The organism is Enterococcus sp. 4E1_DIV0656 (genome assembly GCF_002140695.1).
In the GTDB taxonomy this organism is placed as follows: domain Bacteria; phylum Bacillota; class Bacilli; order Lactobacillales; family Enterococcaceae; genus Enterococcus_D; species Enterococcus_D entomosocium.
Map to the genome: position 1 here is coordinate 2,060,648 of NZ_NGLF01000001.1, position 7,070 is coordinate 2,067,717.

Sequence of the window (7,070 nt, forward strand, 5' to 3'; positions counted from 1 at the left end):
AAGAGAATAGTTCAAAAGCAGGTACATTTGCGCTATAATGAAAAAGATAATTGAATCTTAGGAGGATGAAAGATGACAAAACAACAAATCGGCGTTGTCGGTATGGCTGTTATGGGCAAAAACTTAGCGTTGAACATCGAAAGCCGCGGTTATTCAGTTGCCTTATTTAACCGTACTGGTTCAAAGACAGAAGAAGTAGTAAAAGAACATCCAGATAAAAATTTTAAAGCAACCTATACGATAGAAGAATTTGTTCAATCTATTGAAAAACCACGTCGTATTTTATTAATGGTAAAAGCAGGATTTGCGACAGATGCAACGATCCAAGAATTATTGCCTCATCTAGACAAAGGCGATATTTTGATCGATGGCGGAAATACCTTCTTTAAAGATACGGTTCGTCGTAACGAAGAGTTGGCAAACTCAGGAATCAACTTTATCGGTACAGGTGTATCTGGTGGGGAAGAGGGCGCCTTGAAAGGTCCTTCGATCATGCCAGGAGGACAAAAAGAAGCGTATGAATTGGTTGCGCCAATCTTGGAACAAATTTCTGCAAAAGCCGAAGATGGAACACCTTGTGTGACTTATATTGGACCAAACGGTGCAGGCCATTACGTAAAAATGGTTCATAACGGGATCGAATATGGGGACATGCAGCTGATTGCTGAGTCTTATGACTTGATGCAAAACATATTAGGTCTATCTGTTGATGAAATGGCTGATATTTTTGCTGAATGGAACAAAGGCGAATTAGACAGCTATCTAATTGAGATCACAGCGGATATTTTGACTCGCAAAGACGATCAAGGTACAGGCAAACCAATCGTTGATGTGATTTTAGATGCTGCTGGTAATAAAGGAACTGGGAAATGGACAAGCCAAAGTGCCTTAGACCTAGGCGTACCACTACCATTGATCACTGAATCTGTTTTTGCCCGTTATATCTCGGCTTACAAAGAAGAACGGGTCAATGCCAGCAAAGTCTTACCAAAACCAGAAGCAGTTGCTTTTGAAGGAAACAAAGAAGAGTTTATCAATAAGATCCGCGAAGCATTATACTTCAGTAAGATCATGAGCTATGCACAAGGATTCGCGCAATTACGTACAGCATCAAAAGAGTATGATTGGGATCTTCCTTTTGGTGAAATTGCCAAAATTTGGCGTGCAGGCTGTATCATCCGGGCTCAATTTTTACAAAAAATCACGGATGCTTATGACAAGAATGCCGACATTGAAAACTTACTATTAGATGACTACTTCAAAGATATTACGAAACGTTATCAATCTTCTGTACGTGAAGTAGTTGCACTAGCTGTCCAAGCAGGAGTACCTGTGCCGACGTTCTCATCTGCGATCGCGTACTTCGATTCTTATCGTTCTGATCGTTTGCCAGCGAACTTGATCCAAGCACAACGGGATTACTTCGGAGCGCATACGTATGAACGGACAGATAAAGAGGGAATTTTCCATTATTCATGGTATGATGAAGCGTAAGCTTTAAGAGAATCCAAAAGAGAAAGACCGAAAGTGAGAACTTTCGGTCAATCTCTTTTTTATTTTTTAGATACATGATAAAATAAGACAGATAATGTCTAATTTAAAGGCAGAATAATCAATAAAGGGGCTATCAATAATGAGTAATATTCTAATCATTGAAGATGAAAAGAACTTAGCTCGATTTGTGGAATTAGAATTGAAGCATGAAGGGTATAATACTGAAGTTCATTATAACGGACGGACGGGACTGGATGCGGCGCTGAATAATGAATGGGATGCGATCTTATTGGATCTGATGCTTCCTGAGTTAAATGGGTTAGAAGTTTGCCGCCGCGTGCGTCAATCGAAGAACACCCCGATCATCATGATGACCGCACGAGATTCCGTGATTGATCGAGTATCAGGTTTGGATCATGGTGCTGATGATTATATTGTGAAGCCTTTTGCAATTGAAGAATTGCTGGCACGCTTACGTGCGTTGCTTCGCCGTATTGATATCGAAGGGGACAAAAACGTTGCAAAACAAACCACGATCACATACCGAGACCTAACGATTGAAAAAGAAAATCGTGTCGTTCGTCGCGGAACAGATGTCATTGAACTAACGAAACGCGAATATGAGCTATTGTTGACTTTAATGGAAAACGTTAATGTCGTTTTGGCCAGAGATGTTTTATTAAACAAAGTCTGGGGCTATGAGACAGAAGTTGAAACCAACGTTGTCGATGTTTACATCCGCTACTTACGGAATAAAATTGATGTACCAGGGGAGGAAAGCTATATCCAAACCGTTCGTGGTACAGGTTATGTGATGCGGTCGTGAACCTTAAAAAAAGAATGAAAAAATTAAAAGAACTGAAGGGGCCTTCTTTAACTGTAAAGTGGGCCTTCGCAAGTTCTTTCTTTATATTCGTCGTATTTACGATCTTTGCCGTGATCACCTATAAAACATCGGTGAATTTGATCGTCGCTAAAGAAGAAAACAATGTGGAGCGGACGATGTCAGAGGTTGCTTCTCGTTTAGCCAATTCGGATCAAGAACTAACATTGGTCCGAACGTATCGTAATTTAACCAAAAATGATGCGGGGACGACGAGCATTTATGATCGCACTTCAACGATCGATGGCAACTTAATGAAAATCGACTCCTTTATTTCGGAATTAGGCCAAGCACCATTGAGCCTGTTTGTTTATAATTTGAATGAGGACCTTGTGTTTAAAACCCATGAAAATGATTTAGCACTGATCGACACGCAGCGCAAAGCGCCAACCATCGTAACGCTGGATGGTATCACAGGCTTTCTCTCGATCCAACCCATTTATTCAAAAGGCACCAGAGAGCGGATTGGCTATGCTCAAACATTTTATGAGTTGACTTCTTTTTATGAAATACGCAGCAAACTGCTGCTGACTTTGATTATCTTAGAAGTCGTCTCTCTGATTCTCAGCAGTGTACTCGGGTTCTTTTTATCAGCGTATTTCCTTCAGCCATTAAAGGTATTACGGGATACGATGGAAACTGTTCGGAAAAACCCGCAGTCAACCGTGCATATGCCAGAATTAAATACGAACGATGAACTGTCTGATTTAGCAGATATATTTAATGAGATGTTGGATCGCATGCGCCTGTACATTGAGCAGCAAGAGCGATTCGTTGAAGATGTTTCTCATGAGTTACGGACACCCGTAGCAATCATTGAAGGACACATGAATCTTTTGCAACGTTGGGGGAAAGATGATCCAGAGATCTTGGATGAGTCCCTCGCAGCCAGTATGCAAGAGATCAGTCGAATGAAGACGCTAGTACAGGAAATGTTGGATCTCTCAAGAGCGGAACAAGTGGATGTTCATTATGCAAATGAAACAACTAATGCAAAAGAAGTTGTCTATCAAGTGTTCAATAACTTTAAAATACTGTATCCGGATTTTGTCTTTACATTGGATGATGATTTGTATCATGAGTTGAAGCTGAAAATCTATCGCAATCATTTTGAACAGATCATTATTATTGTCTTGGATAACGCAGTAAAGTATTCCACTGATCGAAAAGAAGTTCATCTATCCATTTCATTGGATCGTCAATCTTTTGAAATTGCCATCCAAGATTTCGGGGAAGGCATCTCCAAAGAAGACCTCGATAAGATCTTCAATCGTTTCTATCGGGTAGATAAAGCTCGTGCTAGAACCAAAGGTGGCAATGGTTTGGGGTTATCTATAGCAAAACAACTATTGGAAAGCTATAAAGGAAAAATCACGGCGGAGAGTGTCATTGGCCAAGGAACAATCTTTCGGATTTATATACCGATTCTTCAAACGGAAGATCGGACGAAAAGAGAACGTTGAGCAAAAAAGCTTAAGTTCTCTTTTTTCATTCTTAAATGATAGATTTAGTGCCGAAACACTGCTTATAAACGAACGTTCGAATCGTTTGGTAATGAATAATTCGCCTATGAAAATAGTTGTCAAAAAGCCTATTTTTTTAGTTGATTTTTCCTTTAAGAATTGCTATATTATTACTTGTCCTTGTTAAGACATTTGTAACAAACACTGATTGATCTTTTTTGAAATTAGTTGTTGACGAAACATTTTACAAGTGTTATTATAACAAAGTCGAAAAAATATCGTCTCTGAAAAAACCTGATAAATCAAAAAAACTTTTCAAAAAAGTGTTTGACATATAACGGTTGAGATGGTAAGATAAAAAAGTCGCTGAGGTTAAGAGAGAAGTTAAATAACAACTTCTTGAAAAAAACTTTTAAAAAAGAGTTGACAATCAAACGTCGCTCTGATATGATATAAAAGTTGCTAACGCAGCACGGTAGACCTTTGAAAACTGAACAAAGCAAGCAAACGAACCAATGTGTAGGACGTTTCAATTTATTGAAACAAATACATGCAAGCAATAGCTAGCAAAGTTAATTTTTATGAGCTTAATGACCGTATGGTCATTCAAACAAATCATTATGAGAGTTTGATCCTGGCTCAGGACGAACGCTGGCGGCGTGCCTAATACATGCAAGTCGAACGCTTTTTCTTTCACCGGAGCTTGCTCCACCGAAAGAAAAAGAGTGGCGAACGGGTGAGTAACACGTGGGTAACCTGCCCATCAGAAGGGGATAACACTTGGAAACAGGTGCTAATACCGTATAACACTATTTTCCGCATGGAAGAAAGTTGAAAGGCGCTTTTGCGTCACTGATGGATGGACCCGCGGTGCATTAGCTAGTTGGTGAGGTAACGGCTCACCAAGGCAACGATGCATAGCCGACCTGAGAGGGTGATCGGCCACACTGGGACTGAGACACGGCCCAGACTCCTACGGGAGGCAGCAGTAGGGAATCTTCGGCAATGGACGAAAGTCTGACCGAGCAACGCCGCGTGAGTGAAGAAGGTTTTCGGATCGTAAAACTCTGTTGTTAGAGAAGAACAAGGATGAGAGTAGAACGTTCATCCCTTGACGGTATCTAACCAGAAAGCCACGGCTAACTACGTGCCAGCAGCCGCGGTAATACGTAGGTGGCAAGCGTTGTCCGGATTTATTGGGCGTAAAGCGAGCGCAGGCGGTTTCTTAAGTCTGATGTGAAAGCCCCCGGCTCAACCGGGGAGGGTCATTGGAAACTGGGAGACTTGAGTGCAGAAGAGGAGAGTGGAATTCCATGTGTAGCGGTGAAATGCGTAGATATATGGAGGAACACCAGTGGCGAAGGCGGCTCTCTGGTCTGTAACTGACGCTGAGGCTCGAAAGCGTGGGGAGCGAACAGGATTAGATACCCTGGTAGTCCACGCCGTAAACGATGAGTGCTAAGTGTTGGAGGGTTTCCGCCCTTCAGTGCTGCAGCAAACGCATTAAGCACTCCGCCTGGGGAGTACGACCGCAAGGTTGAAACTCAAAGGAATTGACGGGGGCCCGCACAAGCGGTGGAGCATGTGGTTTAATTCGAAGCAACGCGAAGAACCTTACCAGGTCTTGACATCCTTTGACCACTCTAGAGATAGAGCTTCCCCTTCGGGGGCAAAGTGACAGGTGGTGCATGGTTGTCGTCAGCTCGTGTCGTGAGATGTTGGGTTAAGTCCCGCAACGAGCGCAACCCTTATTGTTAGTTGCCATCATTTAGTTGGGCACTCTAGCGAGACTGCCGGTGACAAACCGGAGGAAGGTGGGGATGACGTCAAATCATCATGCCCCTTATGACCTGGGCTACACACGTGCTACAATGGGAAGTACAACGAGTTGCGAAGTCGCGAGGCTAAGCTAATCTCTTAAAGCTTCTCTCAGTTCGGATTGTAGGCTGCAACTCGCCTACATGAAGCCGGAATCGCTAGTAATCGCGGATCAGCACGCCGCGGTGAATACGTTCCCGGGCCTTGTACACACCGCCCGTCACACCACGAGAGTTTGTAACACCCGAAGTCGGTGAGGTAACCTTTTTGGAGCCAGCCGCCTAAGGTGGGATAGATGATTGGGGTGAAGTCGTAACAAGGTAGCCGTATCGGAAGGTGCGGCTGGATCACCTCCTTTCTAAGGAATATTTCGGAAGACTACACATCGTTTGCCTTTGTTCAGTTTTGAGAGGTCTACTCTCAAGTAAATACCCGGGGCCTTAGCTCAGCTGGGAGAGCGCCTGCTTTGCACGCAGGAGGTCAGCGGTTCGATCCCGCTAGGCTCCATTAACGACAATGGTCGTTATGCTTTGTTCATTGAAAACTGGATATCGAAGAAATAATCAAAACAAGTAACACACACCGAGTTGAAATGTTAAAAGAGTTTTTTAATAAGTTCAACGCTTATTTTCTTGAGCAACCTTCTATCGCTAGAAGAAGTACTCAAAACCGACCGTAAGGTCAAAGGTTAAGTGAATAAGGGCGCACGGTGGATGCCTTGGCACTAGGAGCCGATGAAGGACGGGACTAACACCGATATGCTTTGGGGAGCTGTAAGTAAGCTATGATCCAGAGATTTCCGAATGGGGAAACCCAGCATCTTTTATAGGATGTTACGTCTGCGTGAATACATAGCGCAGTCGAGGTAGACGCAGAGAACTGAAACATCTAAGTACCTGCAGGAAGAGAAAGAAAATTCGATTCCCTGAGTAGCGGCGAGCGAAACGGGAAAAGCCCAAACCAACAAGCTTGCTTGTTGGGGTTGTAGGACTCCGATATGGTAGTCTATTCAGATAGTCGAAATACTTGGAAAAGTATGTCAAAGAGGGTAAAAACCCCGTAGGCGAAATTTGGATAACACCTAGGAGGATCCTGAGTACGGCGGAACACGAGGAATTCCGTCGGAATCCGGGAGGACCATCTCCCAAGGCTAAATACTCCCTAGTGACCGATAGTGAACCAGTACCGTGAGGGAAAGGTGAAAAGCACCCCGGAAGGGGAGTGAAATAGATCCTGAAACCGTGTGCCTACAACAAGTTAGAGCCCGTTAATGGGTGATAGCGTGCCTTTTGTAGAATGAACCGGCGAGTTACGATAGCATGCGAGGTTAAGTTGAAGAGACGGAGCCGCAGCGAAAGCGAGTCTGAATAGGGCGAATGAGTATGTTGTCGTAGACCCGAAACCATGTGATC

General features: G+C 43.3%; 3 protein-coding genes, 1 tRNA gene and 2 rRNA genes (1 of these 6 cut by a window edge). All 6 read left to right on the forward strand.

Translation table 11 applies throughout. From position 1 onward, the window contains the following. The first annotated feature begins 72 nt into the window (after window positions 1-72). The gene (gene gndA / locus A5882_RS09665) at window positions 73-1,494 is read left to right on the forward strand and encodes an NADP-dependent phosphogluconate dehydrogenase (RefSeq protein ID WP_005229192.1); all 1,422 of its coding nucleotides are present in this window, start codon (window positions 73-75) and stop codon (window positions 1,492-1,494) included. 139 nt (window positions 1,495-1,633) lie between these two features. Then, the gene (locus A5882_RS09670) at window positions 1,634-2,320 is read left to right on the forward strand and encodes a response regulator transcription factor (protein WP_005229193.1); all 687 of its coding nucleotides are present in this window, start codon (window positions 1,634-1,636) and stop codon (window positions 2,318-2,320) included. Between the two features lie 14 nt (window positions 2,321-2,334). Then, entirely contained in the window at window positions 2,335-3,840 is a 1,506-nt protein-coding gene (locus A5882_RS09675) for a HAMP domain-containing histidine kinase (protein WP_034872519.1), read from the forward strand. Between the two features lie 616 nt (window positions 3,841-4,456). After that, a 16S ribosomal RNA gene (locus A5882_RS09680) occupies window positions 4,457-6,016 on the forward strand. Between the two features lie 76 nt (window positions 6,017-6,092). Then, a tRNA-Ala gene (locus A5882_RS09685) sits at window positions 6,093-6,165 on the forward strand. 179 nt (window positions 6,166-6,344) lie between these two features. After that, a 23S ribosomal RNA gene (locus tag A5882_RS09690) occupies window positions 6,345-7,070 on the forward strand (it continues 2,189 nt past the right edge of the window). Together the 16S and 23S rRNA genes with 1 tRNA gene alongside form the textbook arrangement of a ribosomal RNA operon.

Bases quoted from the DNA above. Each gene is read 5' to 3' on its own strand.
- gndA (WP_005229192.1), top strand. From the start codon at position 73: ATGACAAAACAACAAATCGGCGTTGTCGGTATGGCTGTTATGGGCAAA.
- A5882_RS09670 (WP_005229193.1), top strand. From the start codon at position 1,634: ATGAGTAATATTCTAATCATTGAAGATGAAAAGAACTTAGCTCGATTT.
- A5882_RS09675 (WP_034872519.1), top strand. From the start codon at position 2,335: ATGAAAAAATTAAAAGAACTGAAGGGGCCTTCTTTAACTGTAAAGTGG.